Annotated in this window: 12 protein-coding genes; 6 read left to right on the forward strand and 6 right to left on the reverse strand. The window is 36.8% G+C overall.

The features are described from left to right. The first annotated feature begins 787 nt into the window (after window positions 1–787). On the forward strand, window positions 788–1,486 hold the full coding sequence (locus PEDSA_RS15325) for a DUF2461 domain-containing protein (RefSeq protein WP_013634073.1): 699 nt from the start codon (window positions 788–790) through the stop codon (window positions 1,484–1,486). A gap of 120 nt (window positions 1,487–1,606) precedes the next feature. Here the strand turns inward: PEDSA_RS15325 and PEDSA_RS15330 are convergent, their stop codons facing one another. From PEDSA_RS15330 to hflX, 3 genes are all read right to left on the reverse strand, one after another. Continuing rightward, entirely contained in the window at window positions 1,607–2,269 is a 663-nt protein-coding gene (locus PEDSA_RS15330; RefSeq protein ID WP_013634074.1) for a TonB family protein, read from the reverse strand. A gap of 51 nt (window positions 2,270–2,320) precedes the next feature. Continuing rightward, a complete protein-coding gene (gene rbfA / locus PEDSA_RS15335; RefSeq protein WP_013634075.1) occupies window positions 2,321–2,680 on the reverse strand; it encodes a 30S ribosome-binding factor RbfA in 360 nt (119 codons plus the stop codon). Between the two features lie 97 nt (window positions 2,681–2,777). After that, window positions 2,778–4,010, reverse strand: a complete 1,233-nt coding sequence (gene hflX / locus PEDSA_RS15340) for a GTPase HflX (protein ID WP_013634076.1) — start codon at window positions 4,008–4,010, stop codon at window positions 2,778–2,780. A gap of 270 nt (window positions 4,011–4,280) precedes the next feature. Between hflX and PEDSA_RS15350 the strand changes: the two genes are divergently transcribed. Then, on the forward strand, window positions 4,281–4,979 hold the full coding sequence (locus tag PEDSA_RS15350) for a TlpA family protein disulfide reductase (RefSeq protein ID WP_013634077.1): 699 nt from the start codon (window positions 4,281–4,283) through the stop codon (window positions 4,977–4,979). Window positions 4,980–5,048: 69 nt separating this feature from the next. Then, entirely contained in the window at window positions 5,049–5,357 is a 309-nt protein-coding gene (locus PEDSA_RS15355) for a hypothetical protein (RefSeq protein WP_013634078.1), read from the forward strand. On the opposite strand, the gene PEDSA_RS15360 is transcribed toward PEDSA_RS15355, so the two are convergent. Beyond that, a complete protein-coding gene (locus PEDSA_RS15360) occupies window positions 5,337–5,894 on the reverse strand; it encodes an AAA family ATPase (RefSeq protein WP_013634079.1) in 558 nt (185 codons plus the stop codon). The two genes, PEDSA_RS15355 and PEDSA_RS15360, sit on opposite strands and share 21 nt — an antisense overlap. A gap of 97 nt (window positions 5,895–5,991) precedes the next feature. Further along, window positions 5,992–8,886 (reverse strand): DEAD/DEAH box helicase, encoded by a 2,895-nt coding sequence (locus PEDSA_RS15365; RefSeq protein ID WP_013634080.1) that lies wholly within the window; start codon window positions 8,884–8,886, stop codon window positions 5,992–5,994. Between the two features lie 415 nt (window positions 8,887–9,301). On the opposite strand from PEDSA_RS15365, the gene PEDSA_RS15370 reads away from it, so the two are divergent. The 3 genes from PEDSA_RS15370 to PEDSA_RS15380 are packed head-to-tail and all read left to right on the forward strand — an operon-like array spanning window position 9,302 to window position 14,696. Then, complete coding sequence (locus tag PEDSA_RS15370; RefSeq protein ID WP_218916218.1) at window positions 9,302–12,490, forward strand: SusC/RagA family TonB-linked outer membrane protein; 3,189 nt, start codon at window positions 9,302–9,304, stop codon at window positions 12,488–12,490. Between the two features lie 11 nt (window positions 12,491–12,501). Continuing rightward, entirely contained in the window at window positions 12,502–14,157 is a 1,656-nt protein-coding gene (locus tag PEDSA_RS15375) for a RagB/SusD family nutrient uptake outer membrane protein (protein ID WP_013634082.1), read from the forward strand. Between the two features lie 17 nt (window positions 14,158–14,174). After that, complete coding sequence (locus PEDSA_RS15380; protein ID WP_013634083.1) at window positions 14,175–14,696, forward strand: hypothetical protein; 522 nt, start codon at window positions 14,175–14,177, stop codon at window positions 14,694–14,696. Between the two features lie 88 nt (window positions 14,697–14,784). On the opposite strand, the gene PEDSA_RS15385 is transcribed toward PEDSA_RS15380, so the two are convergent. Continuing rightward, complete coding sequence (locus tag PEDSA_RS15385) at window positions 14,785–16,611, reverse strand: glycoside hydrolase family 2 protein (RefSeq protein WP_013634084.1); 1,827 nt, start codon at window positions 16,609–16,611, stop codon at window positions 14,785–14,787. Window positions 16,612–16,616 lie beyond the last annotated feature (5 nt).

The following is a 16,616-nucleotide window of genomic DNA, read 5'->3' on the forward strand; positions in this document are numbered from 1 at the left end:
ATTCCTCTTTTCAAAAATATTTTTGCAGGGTTTTATAAGAAATGAAAATTCTTACAAACTCACCAAAAATGGCAATAGGTATCAATAAATTATTTACAGATTGCCAATTCGTAAAATAGGTAATTAGGGAAAGAAACCCAAAGGAAAACATGAAATAGATAAATCTGACGGGTAGTTGACAGAAATAAACTATTATTCCTGACTTTCTGGGAATCAGTAAAAGTATAAAAGAAATGAAAATAGATAACCAGCCTAAAGAAAATAAGAGCCGGGAAAAAAGCTGAACGGCAGTTAATGTCTCGTTTTTAAAGAAAGAGATGATTTGCGCATATGCCTGATCAGCCAATAGGCAAAAACAAATAAAATCTAGCAGCGCAAAAAGTCGAAGGATTAGCTTCATTATATTGTCTTTAAATCGCGAAGATACGCTAATTACAGTATTCTTCTATAAGTGTTTATAGAGTGTATTATTGCAGGGCCTACCTATGCAGTGATTTATAGGTTAATAGTAGTTTTAGCGAGTATTGTATACCTCTTCGTTAAAGACGGATATATAGGTAAAATAGACCTACAGAGGATATACTTTTATAGAGCCGGAAACACTAAACGATATTAATAATTTATTTCCGTTTATCTGAATATTACATACCTTGGCTCTTCTTAATCTGGGGTAAAGTAAGCTTAAATATATTAGATCAGTTTTTAAAGGTTAACTTGATAAGGGCAGAAATAGCTGAATCTAAAGATTGAGGAATACATCAAACGCAAAACGAATAAGGTGGTTTTTATGAAAACACTAGGTAAAGAATATTTAGATTTTTTAAGCGATTTAAGCCAAAACAATAATAAGATATGGTTCGCAGAGAATAAATTGCGGTTCGACAGCGTTTTTGCTGAGGTTAAATCCTTTTTTAAAGAGATATATGATGTTATGCAACAGCATGATCATATTTCTTTGTTCCATACTCACCGTATTTACAGAGATGTTAGGTTTTCCAAAGATAAAACACCCTATAAAAATTATTTTGGATTGCATTTAGGACGGGCAAAACCTTTGTTAAGAGGCGGATATTATCTAAGTCTGGAGCCTGGGAAAAGCTTTGTAGGAGGAGGCTTTTGGGAACCAAACAATATAGATTTGCTTAGAATAAGAAAGGAAATAGAGATGGATGATAGGGAATTGAGAGATATAATTAGTGAGGATAGGTTTAAGCAGTACTTTGACGAACTGAAAGGAGAGGAGTTGAAAACAGCTCCTAAAGGATTCGATAAAGGACATCCGTCAATTGATCTGCTTCGAAAAAAACAGTTTTTGGTTATGCGTTCTTTTACAGACAAAGAGGTAATGAAAGCCAACTTTTTAGACGAAGTGATTGCTACTTTTATCGCCATGCGTCCTTTTTTCGACTATATGTCTGCAGTATTGACTACAGACGTAAACGGTGTCAGCTTGTTTGACTCGGAAACAGCAAAAGATAGAAGATAGCACACACGATATCTGGCTGATTATTGCCTCCTAAAAATGTATTTAAACAAGCTGTCTTGAAAATCCAGAATAATATAAGTTTTGCAAACTTTATTTTATTTAGCTAAGATGGCTTATCAATTATTTACAGAATTCTTCAATTAGTTTATCAGCGGCGTCAGACCCAATATTTTTAATTATTAATAGGGTTTTGCATGTGTTTTCTGTATCGTTTTGTTTTATCATTTTTCTGGCTTCGGCTAATTTCGTTTCTATAAATTCATCATCAAAGCCCAACTCTTGTTTTAGTTTAATGATATGAGGTTCGTCTTTTGGGTTATTTTCTCCTTTTGCTTTCTTTTTATAGTATTCGAAAACTGTATTTTGCAACTGCTCCTGGATTTGGTAGTAGGCAATGGCGTTGTTTGTTTCTGCCTTATTTCTATCCTGACATCTGGGTTCTTCAAGAGCGAATTTTATGGGAAGTGTTATTTGCCAGATTTTGTATCGTGTGTTTTTCACCTGCCATTTTCCATCGGTTAATTTGATGACCCGAATGGCCTCTTCGTCCAGGTCTATTCCCGGGCCGTCACTTACATACACTCTGCTAACTTTTCCCTCGCTGTTTACATTGAAGGTAACTGAAATTGTAGCTTGTATGCAGTTTGCTTTGGAATAGTTTGGGTAAATAATGTGCTGATTAACGAACTCCTGGAGCGTTTGCTTACCGTTATAGAATGTTGGCGATTCCTGGAAAGGAATTGTCCAAAATATTAAAGCCCAAAGGTAATTGGAGAAAGCCATGGTATTTTAGTATTACCTTAAATAGGTAACGCTAAAATACCCTATATAGTTTTACTCCTGGTCTTTGTTGTTGATTTCACCAAACAGCTTATCCATTTTATCTACATATTCGTTAGTATCGTCTACAAAGAATTCGAGCTGCGGTACGCTTTTTACCTGATCTTTGATTTTCTTACCTAGCAGATATCTGATTTCCGACGCTCTGGCTTTTATTGATTTTATCGCTTCGGCAGTATTTGGTACATTGAAAAAGCTCAAAAATACTCTTACCATTCCTAAATCGGGAGTTGCTCTTACTTTAGTAACGGTAATCATAGAATTAGGGATCAAATGATTTGCCTCTCTTTGAAAATACTCGCCTAAATCTTTTTGTATAACGCGGGCAAATTTTTGTTGTCTTTTAGATTCCATCTTTTTAAGTATTAAGATTTTAGTATCAAGTATCAAGACTTTGGACTGGTTCTTAAAGATTGAATACTTTAAGTATCAGTAAATATCTGTTTTTTGATTAATATAAAAAATTGTTGAAAGGATATATCTTCTCGTTTACAGCCTTCACTCTTTCGTATATAACGTCTTTTAATTCGTCGGTATTTTCTTTTTCGGTAGCAGAGATGAATACAGCAGGAGATGCATTTTTAGCCATCCAGCTTTTCTTAAAATCCTCTAAAGTCATTTTAGGGGCTTCTTCATTATCTACCATCCATTCCTGTTCCGCTTCAACTCCCTGATAAGCGTCAATTTTATTGAAAACCGTAATGGTCTCTTTGTCTATCACACCCAAATCCTTTAATGTTTCATTAACTGTTCTGATATGATCTTCGAAATTCGGATGTGATATATCGACAACATGTATAAGAATATCTGCTTCTCTGGTTTCGTCTAGCGTAGATTTAAAACATTCTACCAAATGGTGAGGCAATTTTCTGATAAAGCCAACCGTGTCTGAAAGCAGGAATGGGACATTTTCGATAACGACCTTTCTGACAGTTGTGTCTAAGGTTGCGAAAAGCTTGTTTTCGGCAAAAACTTCTGATTTGGAAAGCATATTCATAATGGTAGATTTACCAACGTTGGTATAACCAACCAAAGCAACCCGAACCATTTCTTTCCTGTTTTTCCTTTGTGTTAGATTTTGCTTGTCGATAGTCTTGAGCTTTTCTTTTAGGAGAGCGACCTTGTTATTGATCATCCTTCTATCGCTTTCTATTTGTGATTCTCCGGGACCACGCATACCGATACCGCCTTTTTGACGCTCCAAGTGTGTCCACATTCGTGTAAGGCGAGGTAATAGATACTGTAGCTGAGCCAGCTCGACCTGTGTTTTGGCCTGGGCCGTTTGTGCTCTGCTTGCAAAAATATCCAGAATTAAATTGCTTCGGTCAAGAACCTTTACTGTTAGCTCTTCTTTTACCTTCAGCTCATTTTCGATATTTCTTACCTGCATTGGAGAAAGCTCATCATCAAAAACGACCATGTCAATTTCCTCTGCAATAACATATTCTTTAATCTCTTCTAACTTACCGCTCCCAACAAAAGTTGCCCTGTCGGGTTTTTGAAGTTTCTGTGTAAAAACGTGTTTGGTTTCACCGCCGGCGGTGTCCACTAAGAATGCCAACTCCTCAAGGTATTCTTTTTCTCTCACTTCGGATGTTTCTGGAGTTATCAGACCAATTAAAACAGCCGTTTCTTTCTTTGGAGCGGTGTCGTGGAGTTTTTTTAATAATGATTTTCTCGCCATATATTACATTTACAAAGATACAATAAGCTGGCCACTTTTTATATTTCGTTAAATGTTTGAGCTATTGCTTTTGTTCGGTAATAATTTTAGCTTTATAACCAGAGCTTGGTTGACAGACACATTTCTTACGTTGCTATTCATTTGGGTAAAAAACCGTATGATGTGGTGCTCTAAAAACGCTATCCAGACAAAGTTAAAATCCATTGAAAGGGATATGCTTTTTATCGAAAAGACCAATATATTGTAAACCTAATTAGTTTTAAGAAAACTATGAAAAAATTATTGCCCTTAATTTTCATTTTCTTTTTGCCCTTTTGTTTATTGGGTCAAAACAAAGTGCCCAAAGTAAATGAGGAGTCAATTATTATAGACGAATTGGGAAACCAATATAGTTATACACAATGGAGGAATATTTTAATGAGGCAAGAGCATTACTTGCAATTTAGAAGTAGAGAAAATGATAAAGATATTTTTGTTATAAGGAAATATACCGAAGAACAAAAAGAGAAGAGAATGGCCGCCGCTCCAAAGCCAAAGTCAAGTCCGTCATTTACAGAGGGTTACGCTTTTAAATATTTTAATATGAGAACTTTAGACGGTCAGAAAATAAAAGCAAAAGATCTGTCTGGAAAAGTGTTAGTTTTCAATTTCTGGTTTATAAATTGCCCTCCTTGCAGAGCCGAGATTCCGGAGCTTAATCGTTTGGTAGATCGGTATAAAAATGATAAAGATGTTATGTTTTTAGGCGTGGCATTGGACGAAAAGGCTGATTTGGAAGAATTTTTTAAAAAGAACCCTTTTAATTATATTCAATTGAGATGGGGACGAGATATTTCTTCTAGCCAGGGTGTAAAATCTTACCCTACTCATCTTGTTGTAGATAAAGAAGGTAAAATACAATTTAGTGGACAAGGTTTATCCGTAAATACAGTCTATTGGATAGACAAAACTATAAAAGAGGTGCTGTAAGTCGTATCTTTTTGATTTTCAAATTATTGGCTTGAAGTTTGAGGGGGATTCTTTCCTAATTCTCTATCTATGTTTGAAAAAAATTATCATTATGACATCGTTTCACCAGCTGTGGAGCGATTTAAAGATCAGGGTTATACCCTTGATTTTGATGTTGAAGGAGATTTTCTGGTCTCCTCAGGAGAAAAAGTCCCTTTTAAAGATGTTGAGTTAACAGATGTTTTCCATTTTGAAAACCAAGAAGATCTTTCAGATGATTCGGTTGTTTATGCTGTATCAACCAAAAATGGATTGAAAGGAGTCTTGGTTACCGGGCTGGGAATGTGTGCAGAAGAGTTAAAAACGAACTTAAATAAATTATTGGTCAATCGTGTTTAGGAATGCATTCACGGCGTTGATCGCATTTTCCAATCTGTCTTCTATTCCTCCTACTTCTAAATATTTTGCATTTATGTTTTCAAGTTCTTTTTTCCAGATATCGAAGAAATGATCTCCCATTCCTTTGAAATTGCGGAGTGGATCATCTTCCCAAGGGAGATCATTTTTTAATAAAATATAGAAATCGTATAATCTTTTAGGCATCTCCTTCGAGACAACATCAGGGCATAGGCCAAATTGATGTTCGCACCAAACTTTAACGGTCATAAAAGTCGTATCGCAAAAAAGCAAGCCACTCTTTGCAACGGAGGATATGGCATCTTCTAAAGCAATTTGCCCAAAAAACATATTCTCTTCGTCTTGTATTGTACACTCCCCGTTCATATTTGCACAATAGAACCGCGAATATTCAGGGACCCACAAACTATTAAAATGCTCGGCAAGTCCTTGTGTAATGGTGCTCTTTCCTGACGATTCAGGACCGACAATCGCTATTTTAATAGGTCTTACCCCCAAGTCATTAAGATTATTAGTCATTGATTGAAATAGTTTATTAGTCGTTTCTCTTCTGTTTTTATGTTTGCTTATTTCAAAGATGCGCTTGTCTCAATATTCAAGTCTCATATCTCCATATCTAACCTAATATCTCTTTAATGTCTTCTTCGGATAATGATTTTATAAAGCTTTCCTCTGTTGTAATTAACGATTTCGCTACCGTCAGTTTCCTGTTTTGTAAAGCCAGAATCTTTTCTTCCACGGTATCTTTGGTGATAAATTTATAGATAAATACATTTTTAGTTTGTCCGATTCTATGGCTTCTGTCAATTGCCTGTTGTTCAATAGCGGGGTTCCACCACGGGTCAAGTATAAAGACATAATCTGCTTCCGTAAGGTTTAATCCTACACCGCCCGCTTTTATCGATATTAAAAAAACCTGAATGTTTTTATCATTTTTAAATTCTTCCACAACTTTCCCTCTTTGTTGTGTCGAACCGTCAAGATAAGAATAAGCGATATGGTTTTTATCAAAGTAATTTCTATAAAGATCCAGCTGTTTAACAAATTGTGAGAAGACGAGCACTTTATGTCCGGCTTCGATAACACTTTGAAGCTTGTAAATCACATCGGTAAATTTACTGGATTCACCTTCATATTCGTGGTTTATTAAAACCGGATGATTTGCAATCTGTCTTAACTTGGTTAAACCCTGGAGCATTTGTACGGGAGACTTCGAGAATTCGCCGTTTTCGATGGATTTTAGCAGTTCATTTCTGTATTCAGATTTCGTTTTTTCATAAAAGTCAGCCTGATCTTCAGTCATTTCACTGAAGAAGATATTTTCGGTTTTTGGAGGTAATTCAGAAGCAACCTGCTCCTTTGTTCTTCGCATAACAAAAGGCTTGATGAGAGCCTGCAATTTGTGCGCTTTCTCTTCGTCTTTCTTTTTTTCGATAGGCTGAACAAATTCTGATTGAAAAAATGACTGCGAACCCAATAATCCGGGGTTAATAAATGACATTTGCGTCCATAAATCGTTAACCGTATTTTCTACCGGAGTTCCTGATAAAATCAGTTTATATCTTGAATTTAGCTGTTTTATAGCTTTAAAAGCCTTCGAAGTTGGGTTTTTGATGTTCTGACTTTCGTCCAGAATAATGTAGTTAAAATACATCTCTTTTAGAAGGTCTATATCAATTCTACTGATTCCGTAAGTGGTTATTACTACGTCAAATTGACTTAAATGATCTATGTTTTTTTCTCGACCGGAGCCGGTATGTGTATAAATCTTTAGTTGTGGAGTGAACTTTTTAGCCTCGTTTATCCAATTGTAAATTAAAGACGTAGGCATCACGATCAGGGATGTTGTGTGAATCCTCTGCTCTTCTTGTATTTCTTTGCTTTTTTGTAGTAAAGCCAGGGTCTGGATTGTTTTTCCTAATCCCATATCGTCTGCCAGGCATCCCCCAAAATTATATTTCTGCAAAAAGTGAAACCAGTTATATCCCGCATGCTGGTATGGCCTTAAATTACCATGGAAACCTATTGGTCCCTCAACCTCTTCAATATGTTCGAAATCTGTCAGACGTTGCAGTTTTCTGTCCATAGTTACGCTGGCCAATTCGCTACTTGCAAAGTCATGAACGAGGCCCACGTGAAGCTTTTTCAGTTGGAGATGATCAGTCCCCTCTGAAAAAGAGAGTAGATTGCCATATTGAGAGAACCATTTTTCGGGAATAATAGCTATTTCCCCATTGGGCAGGGTAAATTCTCTCTTTTTGTTTAGAATATGATTTTTAAGTTGGATAAATGGGATTTTATAAATGCCAAAGTGTACAATCGCATTAATGTCGAACCAGTCATTGTTTTCCTGAATTTCCAGATCTATTTTGTTGGTTCCTATGATATATTTCTGAGCGCTTGTATCGGCTTCGAATACATAGCCTTTTTCTATCAATCGATCGTGATTCTCGCTTATCCAATCAAAAACGCTGAAAGATTTGTCTATGTTTTCCTCATTTTGATCTACTTCGAAATGGATAAATAAGTTTGAGTTTTTTTTCAGTCCAAGAGAAGTAAGTTCTTCAATTCTATCTTTTTCCCATTTTAAAGACCTTTTTATGCGATGAAATAGGTAGTCGTCTCCATGTCTTTCCATTTTTACGCTCACTTCTGTATTGTTCCCTGCCGGAAAAACATAATTGGCATATCGGAAATAGAGCTGAAGTTCGGAAATACCTTCAGGAACGTATACCACTTTCAGAACAGGGACAGCCTGATATTTTTCTGTGTTTATCGTAAAACCTTCGGCATAAACATGATGCTTTTCTATTAATGGCGAAACAAACTTTTCAAAGTAAGTTTGCTCTGAAGATTTTGGAATAGAAATATATCTCTTGTTTAAAAAAGGTTGTAGTTTTTTACCTTCCAGATTTTGGTCGAAATAGTAGAGAGAATTCTCTACAAGTAGTAAAGCAGGATTGTTTGATACGATTTGGGCATCTTTAAACATAAATTCTACCCTTAAACCTTGATATTTGATGGTTGGAAAATATCTTGTTTCTATTTCATTTCTTCTAAAATGAAACAGAATGGTAGCGGGCTCTTCCGTAATTTCCACTTTTCTTTCTACCGGCCAACCTTCTTTACTCATTAAGAATACCTGCTTATCTTTTAACAAAGGGATTGCTTCTGCAATTTTCTTCTCCAGTTTCGGCCTGATTGTATCATAGGATTTGTCGTCCCAATGCTTTGTGAAGAACTCCAGAGGTCGAATGTTTTTCTTATAGATCTTTTTTATGATAGCTCCTTGTTCTAAACCATCTAATATTTTTATGATTTTGAAATCTTCTTCTGTAATGTGCTTTTTAAATTCCTCAGCAGTATTTGAAAAAATTCTTTGATGAGTAAGGGAAAAACTACCATTCGGATTCAACTGTACGATATGCGGCTCTATTAAATAGCCCAGAAAATCATGTTTGGCTAATGAATAAACTAACTGGCAGGGCTTATGGCTATCTACTCTCAACATCTAAAACAAAAATTTTTAGAAGTTAAAAGCTTAAAAAGGGCTAAAGTAGGAATAATAAATTAATAAATGGCAACTTGATTTAGTTGGTAATATATTGCTCCTTCCCCCGAAACTGTAACCTCTATTTAGTGAAATAACTTAAATAAATAGGAGTAAAATCTTAAAAACAAAATTTTTGGTTTTTTATAAAAGAGGGATAGAAGAGATTTCAGTGGTCTTTTCTTTAAAATGAAATCTTTTTTAATGTTGTATGTATTCCAGTTTGGTTGATAAAAATGCCAATTAGACATAATTTAGCTATTGTTGAAAAGCTCTAAAGCTTTTGTTTGCCAATTAAAAAGAATTAGACACTAACTCAGAGATCATTTTTAATTAAAGGATCTCAATTAATAACCACATAACCAATAAAATAATTATGAACAGAATGATTTATTCCTGGCGCTATTTCCCGTTTGGGAAAATGTTAGAGAAAAGCAATAGCTGCAAAAGTATTTTTAGATGCTTTTTTATTATAGCAGCTTTTTTGATTACTCAAGCCTCTTTTGCGCAAGACAAAATCCAGGTTAAGGGAAAAGTCCTCTTATCTGATGGAACACCAGGCATCGGAGTTGTCGTCGGCATTAAAGGATCTGTAATAGGAACTACCACAGATCCAAATGGAAACTTTTCCTTGACCGCCAATAACAACGATATTCTAGTATTTAGTCAAATAGGGTTACAAAAATTGGAAGTCCCGGTGAAGGGACAAAAACAAATTAATGTAACTATGAAAGACGATGTTTCTGAGCTCAGCGAAGTTGTAGTTGTGGGGTATGGTACTCAAAAGAAAGCTAACCTTAGTGGAGCCGTTACTGCAATTGGGGCAGATGAGATCGCTAATAGACCGACGACTAACTTAACCTCATCGTTGCAGGGAATTGCTCCAGGTGTGACTATAACACGTTCAAGTGGTAAGCCAGGAGGCGAAGGAGCTTCCATTAAGATTAGGGGAGAAACCTCGGCGAATAAAACAGATGTACTGGTTTTGGTAGATGGTATACAAATGGATATGAACTTGGTAAATCCAGATGATGTAGAAAGTATTTCTGTGCTGAAAGATGCTTCGGCTGCGGCGATTTATGGGGCGAGAGCAGCGGGAGGTGTTGTCCTTGTTACAACAAAAAAAGGGTCTGGAGGAAAGACAAGGATCAACCTTAATTCATACTATGGAATAAATAAAACAGCCAGACAGCCACAGAGATTATCGTCTTGGGATGAACAAGTATTAATTGATGAAGCCAGGTTTAATGCTACAGGAGCCAGGGAATATACCCCGGAAATGATGGAATGGATTAGAAACCCAAACTTTCAATATCGTGAAAATCCCACTGCTGATAGATGGGAGTATTTTGGAAGTACGGATTGGGTTAAGGAAGGGATGAATAAATATAGCGATATGCAAAACCACGGACTGTCGATATCTGGTGGAGATCAAAAATTAAATTATATGGTTTCGGGGGGATATTATCAGAGAAATGGAGTGTTGAGATATGGGCCAGATGATAACTCGAGGACAAATTTTAAGCTCAACTTAAATGGTGAGCTCAATAAATATTTAAGTATTGGCATTGTAGGAGGATATATTGGATCATTTATAAATGAGAATGCAAACGGGACGAACAATATTATTGCCAACCTTTATCGCAGCAGAAATAGACAACTAGTGTATACGCCAATAGAGGATACAACAGGTCAGCCATTTAATGGCGATTTGCAGGTAAATGCTATCGATATTCAAAAGAATGGAGGAAAGGAAATCCGTAATACCGAAACTTATCAGGGTAAGTTTAATTTAACAGTTAAGAATCTTGTAAAAGGACTTACCGCAGACTTTACTGCGTGGCGAAATCAGGACAACTATTTGATGCAAGCGAATAGAAGGACCTTAAGGTGGTACGGTAGAACTACCAGTACGTTAAGGAATTCCGTTCAAGATCCAAACGAGGTTATAGAGGAGAAGAGTAGAGCTTCCCATGATAATTTACAGGGCGTTTTAAATTATACAGCCAGAATAGATAAACACAATTTCAAATTGCTGGCTGGTTCTTCGTTTGAAGAATATAGGATGGAGCAAACTCGAGCTTCTGCAAAAAGCATGGTAAACAATGACTTCTTTAGTTTAAATTTTGCAGATCCATCTACAAAACAAGCAACTGATACCGTAGCAACTTGGGCTATGGGGTCGTTTTTTGGACGATTTAATTATGATTATGCGGAGAAATATCTATTCGAAGCGTCTTTTAGATATGACGGCAGTTCTAGGCTATCTCCGGAAAATAGATGGCAGCTTTTTCCATCTTTTTCTGCAGCGTGGAGGATTTCTTCGGAAGATTTCATGAAGGAAAACCTTCCTGTTGTATCGAATCTTAAGTTAAGAGCTTCTTGGGGTCAATTAGGTAATGGAGCGGTACTTGGGCTGTATGATTACATAACTTTGTTAAGTGGTGGTTTACAGAAAACAAATAGAAATATTTATCCAAACTTAATTTTAAATGGAGCACAAACCCAATATGTATTCCAAGAAGAGCTTCCTTCGCCAACTAAAACCTGGGAAACCGTTCAACAAGCAAATATTGGGGTAGATTTAGGCCTATTTCAGGAAAGGTTAACTTTAACAGCAGATATTTTTGAAAAGAGAAACAAGGATATGCTGGCGATAATAAAAGTTCCCAATATTATTGGAGTAAAAACAGGATCTACAAATATAGGTGAGCTAAAAAGTTACGGTTGGGAGGCGGCACTTAGATGGCGAGATAAGTTTGGAAGTGTTAGGTATAATGTTGGATTCAACTTCTCCGATAATCAAAATAAATTAGTTCATTATAAAGGAAATAATTCGATTGGAGCGGGTGGTATAGTAGAGCTTCTTGAGGGATATCCTCTTAATAGTGTTTGGGGATATAAAACAGACGGCTACTTTCAAACTATTGAAGAAGCTAATGCCTACAAGGCAAAAGTATCTTATCCATTTGCGCCAGCAAATGCATTTCAGCCGGGTGACGTAAAATATCTTGATTTAGATGGGAACGGTGTCATTTCTGCAGGAGGGGGAACCCCAGACAAACCAGGGGATTTGGTTTATTTAGGAACTACATCGGCAAGATATACTTATGGATTTGATTTTGGTGTAAATTGGAACAGGTTCGATTTTTCGGCAATGTTTCAGGGAGTTGGAAAGAGAGCTTTCAAAATTAATGATAATGCATTTGTCCCTTTCATACAAACAGCGTTTATGCCTTGGACAATCCATATGGATAGGTGGACACCAGAGAATCCAAATGCGTTGTTTCCAAGAATGTATCAAACGAATAATTATAACTATCAAAGTTCTGACAGATCCATTCAAAACGGAGCATATTTAAGGTTGAAAAATGTACAATTAGGTTATACAGTTCCTGCTAGTAAAAAATACGTTCAGTCTCTTAGAGTTTACATTGCTGGACAAGACTTATGGGAATCTACAGATGTTTTGAAAGTGTTTGATCCGGAAGTAAATAACAATGTAGATACCGGGATATATCCATTTTTTCGCACAGTGTCGTTTGGTTTAAATGTTACATTCTAATTCCGAAAGAGATGAGAACTATAAATAAAAAACTTATTATACTTTTTGTTACAGCATTTTATTTTACAGGCTGTAGCTTAGACAGATTTCCAGAGACTCAGCTTTCTAACAAAGACTTCTGGAATTCAGAAAATGATCTGATAAATGCATGCAACAGGTTGTATCAGCAATTGCCAGGGTTCAGTCCGGATAACAGGTCTACGGATAATATGGGGCAAGGGACAAATCAAATCAGCGCAGGAAGTAGAGCTATTCCTAATGAAGATGCTAATTGGACAGATGCATATCAGCGTATTTTTACTGCGAATAATATTTTGGAGCAGGGAATAAAAGCTCAGGTTTCGGATCCCATAAAGAATCGATATCTCGCTGAGGCGCGTTTCTTTAGGGCATATAATTATTTTGATCTGATAAAAAAATATGGCGACGTACCTTTGTTATTAAAAACACTGTCTTTAGGCTCTCCTGAGTTATTAATGCCCAGAACTCCGAGAACTACTGTTGTAGCTCAGATTTACGAGGATCTGGACTTTGCTGCAACCTGGCTTCCCACAAGAGCGGCTTTACCGGCAGCACAATTTGGAAGGGCAACTAAGAGCGCGGCATGGGCACTAAAAGCCAGAGTTGGATTATATGAAGGGACCAGAGCTAAGTTTCATGGACAGGGCGATTGGCAGTCTCATTTAACAGCGGCTGTGAATGCAGCCACTTTGGTGATGGGTGAAGGGCATACACTTTACGCTGACTATCAGAAACTTTTCTTGCATGAGGCTGAAGGCCCAACGAATACAGAGAATATTCTAGTAAAAATATATGGTCCGAGCAATACCAATGTCTTATTAGGGCATAATAATTCGAGGGATTTAGAAAATGGAAGAATTGCACCAACGCGTAACTTATTAAGAAGCTATTTGTATGCGGATGGTTTGCCTGCATGGAAATTAGATAATTCTCCAAGCGCTAAGAAATCTAATTTTTTTATACAAGAGGCAAATGAAACATCGTATAATGACGTTTTTTCAAACAGGGATCCCAGAGTTGGAATGACATTCTATAAAATGGGAGAAGAAGCGTATCAGCGTCCTTGGGTACCAACAACTTCTTTAGGTTCTCGTACTGCATTTGCAGGTAAAAAAGGGTTTAGTAAGCTGGATAATGCAATTAATAACCAGGCAACAGTTGATAAAATGTTAATCCGTTATGGAGAAGTGCTGGTGACATTAGCAGAAGCTAAATACGAACTGAATGGATCTATTTCGGATGCTGATCTAGAGTTGACCATCAACAGACTTAGAAGTCGGGTTGGATTTAATATAAAGCTTACAAATGCTTTTGTAGTCAATAATAATTTGGATATGAGGGAAGAGATTAGAAGGGAAAGAATTGTTGAGCTGGCTTTAGAAGGGTTTCATTATGATGATATGATACGCTGGAAGTTGGCCGAGGTTGTTATGCCTCAAAGTTTGTTAGGTGCAAAATATACTAACGCTAATGAATGGGTAGGTACAAATTCGTCTTCTTTAAACCTTAATAATGAAAATATAGTTATAGCTGAACCTGCTTCGGCGAGATCGTTTAAGGTTAACAGAGACTATTTATATCCTATTCCTTTCAATGAGATCAACTTAAGTGATAATAACGTAGTACAGAATCCAAATTGGCAGTAAATTTAATTCAGGAAATTATGAAATCTAAAATATTAATAGGACTAACTTTGGTCATCAGTAGCCTGATCTTTTCCTGCAAAGAAGACAGAGATTATCTTTTGGGCTTACCCGAGTTAGATCATCATTATTATATAGCTTATGTTCCTTATAATAATGCTCAGATTACAGTAAATCGAAATCAATCATCATTATTGAAATTACCGGTTTCATTTAATTCTTCATTTACAAGAGGTTACGATGCTGTTGCACATTACAGGATAACCAAAGGAACGGCGGCAAATACGACATCTGCAACATTGGGAGTAGATTTTCAAATTGTAAATAAAGAAGGCGCAGCTATACAACCATCTGCAGACGGAAAGTATGCTATTGTTTTCCCTCAAGCCAAAAAAGCGAGAGATACAATTTACGTAAAGCTTTTGAATAACCCTGCTCCAGGCGACAAATCAATTAACATTGATCTAATACGTAATACTACAAATGAATTTATTGTAGACACCATGTCGGTAGCATATAGAAGACCGATATTAATAAAATAGTAGTATAAGGTCAAAACATTGCTGTCATCTTTCAGGTTCTCTCGGAATGACAGCAATGTTTTGTTTTTTTAGATATCAAATTTAAGAACTAATCTAGAATAGAGCAGATTTCCCTGTTTACCTTCCGAACTCTTGGCTCGTCCATTTTAATAACTTTCCGGTCATAAGTAATCAGTCCGTTAACTTCTCCCTCAACATCTGTAGTTTGAGTATAAACAGCAGCAGAAAAGCCAGATTTAATCATCTTTTTCAGCATTTCGGCATACTTTACATATTCATCGGTAACTTCCTTTGAATTCTTAAACTGAATATAACCCCAGTTTTTTTCAGGTTGCCAAAGATGATTCTGTAATGCAAGGCCAATACCGCCATATTCGCCCAAAACAGTTGCTCTTTCTGCATCATAAAGGTACATTTCCGGGCCGGGATAATTGTGCAGATCCAGCATATCCCCAACACGGTAATGATTTCCTCCGCTTGCGGGATTAACCAGTCGGGATGGATCGTAGTTTTTTGTCCACTCTGTAATTTCCTGGGTTTTAAACTGTCCCCAGGCTTCATTAAAAGGCACCCAGGTCACTATAGAAGGATGTGAATATAAATAATCCATAATATCTTTCCACTCTTTGCGATAATTGGCCTCAGATTCGCCGCTTCTAATCAGCTCGCTGCCATTAAAATATTGCCTGTTTTGCCATTGCGGAGATTTATCGCCGTTTGGCATATCCTGCCAAACTAAAATACCCATTCTGTCGCAATGAGTATACCAGCGGGCAGGCTCAACTTTTACGTGTTTACGAATCATATTGAACCCGAAATCTTTCGTTTTCTGAATATCGTAAACCAAAGCCTCGTCTGTAGGTGCTGTATATAAACCATCGGGCCACCAGCCCTGGTCTAACGGGCCAAATTGGAAATAATCTTGGTTATTCAGTTGAAGCCTTACTATACCGTTTTCATCTCTTTTGGTAGAGACTTTTCGCATAGCGGCGTAACTGCTTATTCTGTCTATGACTTTTCCGTCTTTAAGCAAAGCTACTTCTACATCATATAAGAAAGGGTTTTCCGGGCTCCACAACTTTGCTGTTTCAACAGGTATTTCAATTTGCTGTCCTGTTTTGGCTTTATAAGCGCTTATGGTTTTTCCACTGTCTTTTACTTTTACCTCAATAATATTGGCAGAGTTTGTTCCAGTGGTTTGTATATCAAAAATTAACTTTTTCTTATCGATATCCGATGAGCTTTTTACCTGTACGATGTGTTGTGAATTTACAGGCTCTAACCAAACGGTTTGCCAGATTCCGGATACTGGAGTGTACCAGATTCCCTCTGGTTTTTTACGCTGTTTGCCTACAGGCTGATACCCGTCTGTTGTTGGGTCCCAAACCTTTACAACCAGCTTTTGGTTTCCTTTGGCAAGAAATGGAGTAATGTCGAATGAGAAAGGCGTGTATCCGCCGGTATGTGAACCAATCTTAATATCATTTATAAAAACTTCTGTTTTCCAGTCAACAGCGCCAAAATGAAGCAGGATATTTTTGCCTTTCCAGGCGGAAGGAATATCGAAAGATCGCTTATACCAAAGCTCGTTATTGCCACCAAGTTCTTTTTGAACTCCCGACAGGCTGGATTCTACGGCAAACGGAACTAATATTTTTCCGTCAAACTGTTTAGGTTCTGCTTTGCCGACAGGCAAGATGGCGTATTCCCAAAGCCCGTTTAAGTTGCGCCAATCTGCTCTTTCCATAATTGGCCTTGGATATTCGGGAAGTACGCTATTTACATTTATCTGCTCTGCCCACTGTGTTTTTATCTTGTCTCCTGCAGGTTTCCATTGAGCGTTTGCACTAAAAATATTTAGTGTAAATGCTGTTGCGGAAATTATTTGGAGTGTTTTTTTTCTGAAATGTCTCATATGAA

Origin of the sequence: Pseudopedobacter saltans DSM 12145 (assembly GCF_000190735.1) — a bacterium.
Taxonomy (GTDB): Bacteria; Bacteroidota; Bacteroidia; order Sphingobacteriales; family Sphingobacteriaceae; genus Pseudopedobacter; species Pseudopedobacter saltans.

Excerpts from the sequence above, each read along its gene's own strand:
- PEDSA_RS15385 (WP_013634084.1), bottom strand. The coding sequence starts at position 16,611 with ATGAGACATTTCAGAAAAAAAACACTCCAAATAATTTCCGCAACAGCA.
- PEDSA_RS15330 (WP_013634074.1), bottom strand. The coding sequence starts at position 2,269 with ATGGCTTTCTCCAATTACCTTTGGGCTTTAATATTTTGGACAATTCCT.
- PEDSA_RS15325 (WP_013634073.1), top strand. The coding sequence starts at position 788 with ATGAAAACACTAGGTAAAGAATATTTAGATTTTTTAAGCGATTTAAGC.
- PEDSA_RS15350 (WP_013634077.1), top strand. The coding sequence starts at position 4,281 with ATGAAAAAATTATTGCCCTTAATTTTCATTTTCTTTTTGCCCTTTTGT.
- PEDSA_RS15380 (WP_013634083.1), top strand. The coding sequence starts at position 14,175 with ATGAAATCTAAAATATTAATAGGACTAACTTTGGTCATCAGTAGCCTG.
- rbfA (WP_013634075.1), bottom strand. The coding sequence starts at position 2,680 with ATGGAATCTAAAAGACAACAAAAATTTGCCCGCGTTATACAAAAAGAT.
- hflX (WP_013634076.1), bottom strand. The coding sequence starts at position 4,010 with ATGGCGAGAAAATCATTATTAAAAAAACTCCACGACACCGCTCCAAAG.
- PEDSA_RS15370 (WP_218916218.1), top strand. The coding sequence starts at position 9,302 with ATGAACAGAATGATTTATTCCTGGCGCTATTTCCCGTTTGGGAAAATG.
- PEDSA_RS15375 (WP_013634082.1), top strand. The coding sequence starts at position 12,502 with ATGAGAACTATAAATAAAAAACTTATTATACTTTTTGTTACAGCATTT.
- PEDSA_RS15360 (WP_013634079.1), bottom strand. The coding sequence starts at position 5,894 with ATGACTAATAATCTTAATGACTTGGGGGTAAGACCTATTAAAATAGCG.
- PEDSA_RS15355 (WP_013634078.1), top strand. The coding sequence starts at position 5,049 with ATGTTTGAAAAAAATTATCATTATGACATCGTTTCACCAGCTGTGGAG.
- PEDSA_RS15365 (WP_013634080.1), bottom strand. The coding sequence starts at position 8,886 with ATGTTGAGAGTAGATAGCCATAAGCCCTGCCAGTTAGTTTATTCATTA.